Raw genomic sequence first — 1599 nt, 5'->3', positions numbered from 1 at the left:
GCTTCAGCGCATCGGACATCGGAAACGGCTCTACCCGCACGCCGCAACTCATCGGACAGGCGCTGCGCAATGCGGTGAAGCTCGAATGCATCTCGGCGGCGGCCGAGCGCGCCCAGGCGCGCGCCTTGGCTTCGACGGGCCACACGCCATGGTGGCGTTCGGCCAGATATTCGACGATGGCCAGCGAATCCCAGACCGCCCAGCCGTCGTCGACCAGGCACGGCACGCGGCCGCTCGGTGAGAAGGAACGGTACAGATCCCAGCTCGATCCGGTCGGGAATGGCGTCAGCCGTTCCTCGAATGGGATATCCAGCGCGCGCATCAGCACCCAGGGCCGCAGCGACCATGAGGAATAATTTTTGTTGGCGATATGCAGCAGGTACATCGAACCCCCTTACCGTGCGGGCTGCGGCGCGGCGCGTCGCGCTGTCGTCAACATCGACCAGGAATAGACTGCCAAAGCCGCCCAGATCAGCGCAAAGGCGATGGCCTGGATGGTGCCGAAAGGCTCGTCGAAGATCAGAACGGCGATCAGGAACACCATGGTCGGCGCGATATATTGCATGATGCCGATGGTTGACAGCCGCAGCAGCTTGGCGCCGAAGGCGAACAGCAACAACGGCACCGATGTGACTGGACCGCAGCCGATCAGCAACGCCGTATCCGTGCCACTGCTGGATACGATGTGGTCCTGTCCGGTCGCGATGAGATAGACTATGTAGCCAAGTGCCGGCACCGACAGCAGAAGGACTTCGAGCAAAAATCCCTGGCTCGGGCCGATCGGCAGCGTCTTGCGGAAGAAGCCGTAGGCGGCGAAGGAAAACGCCAGTGCCAACGACACCCAGGGCAGCTTGCCGCCTTCGATGGTCAGCACGGCGACGGCGACGGCCGCCAGCACCACCGCCGCGATCTGCAGCCGGTCGAGCCGCTCGCCGAGCAGCAGCGCGCCGACAACGACGCTGACCAGGGGATTGATGTAGTAGCCGAGCGCGGTTTCGACGGTGCGGTCGACCGCGATCGCCCAGACATAGATGCCCCAGTTGACCGAGATCAGCGCCGCCGTCAGCGCGGCCATGGCGATGGTGCGCGGCGAACGAAGCGCCGCCTTGAAATCCGCCGTGCGGCCGGCCCAGATCAGAACGGCGGCGGCGATCGGCACCGACCAGACGATGCGATGGGCAATGACTTCCGCGAGCGGCAGATGAGCGACCGCCTTCATGTAGAAGGGCAGCAATCCCCATAGCAGATAGGCGCCGAGCGCCAGCAGAAAGCCGCGCCGGGCCTTGGACTCTGCATCCAGGGTAATTGCTTCAGTGGCCATGGGCCAACGCTATGGCCCAGTCACCTTGGCAAGACCATCGCAAAGTTCTGATGGATCAATGGACTTTCGCTGATGGTTCAACCCTATTCGGCGGCCACCAGTCCGGCCATCTCGCGGTTCTTCATCAGCTTGTAGACGATGGAATCCATCAGCGCCTGGAACGAGGCGTCGATGATGTTCTCGGAAACGCCGACCGTCCACCAGCGCGCGCCGGTGCCGTCATGCGATTCGATCAGAACGCGGGTGATCGCCTCGGTACCGCCATTGAGGATACGCAC

The 1599-nt window shown here is 63.4% G+C and carries 3 protein-coding genes; all 3 read right to left on the bottom strand.

Going from position 1 to position 1599, the window contains the following annotated elements; genetic code table 11:
- On the bottom strand, positions 1–385 hold a 385-nt coding region (locus EN969_RS30330; protein ID WP_164758633.1), incomplete at its 3' end, for a glutathione S-transferase.
- Positions 386–394: 9 nt separating this feature from the next.
- On the bottom strand, positions 395–1321 hold the full coding sequence (gene rarD, locus EN969_RS30325; RefSeq protein ID WP_013532555.1) for an EamA family transporter RarD: 927 nt from the start codon (positions 1319–1321) through the stop codon (positions 395–397).
- Between the two features lie 83 nt (positions 1322–1404).
- The coding region (locus tag EN969_RS30320) for an alpha-isopropylmalate synthase regulatory domain-containing protein (RefSeq protein WP_281060044.1) at positions 1405–1599 on the bottom strand (195 nt) is incomplete at its 5' end.

Origin of the sequence: Mesorhizobium sp. M7A.F.Ca.CA.003.01.2.1 (genome assembly GCF_003998945.1) — a bacterium.
Lineage (GTDB): Bacteria > Pseudomonadota > Alphaproteobacteria > Rhizobiales > Rhizobiaceae > Mesorhizobium > Mesorhizobium ciceri.
The sequence above is the reverse complement of the archived record's forward strand: the minus strand, read 5'-3'. Positions and strand labels throughout refer to the sequence as shown.

Excerpts from the sequence above, each read along its gene's own strand:
- rarD (WP_013532555.1), bottom strand. The coding sequence starts at position 1,321 with ATGGCCACTGAAGCAATTACCCTGGATGCAGAGTCCAAGGCCCGGCGC.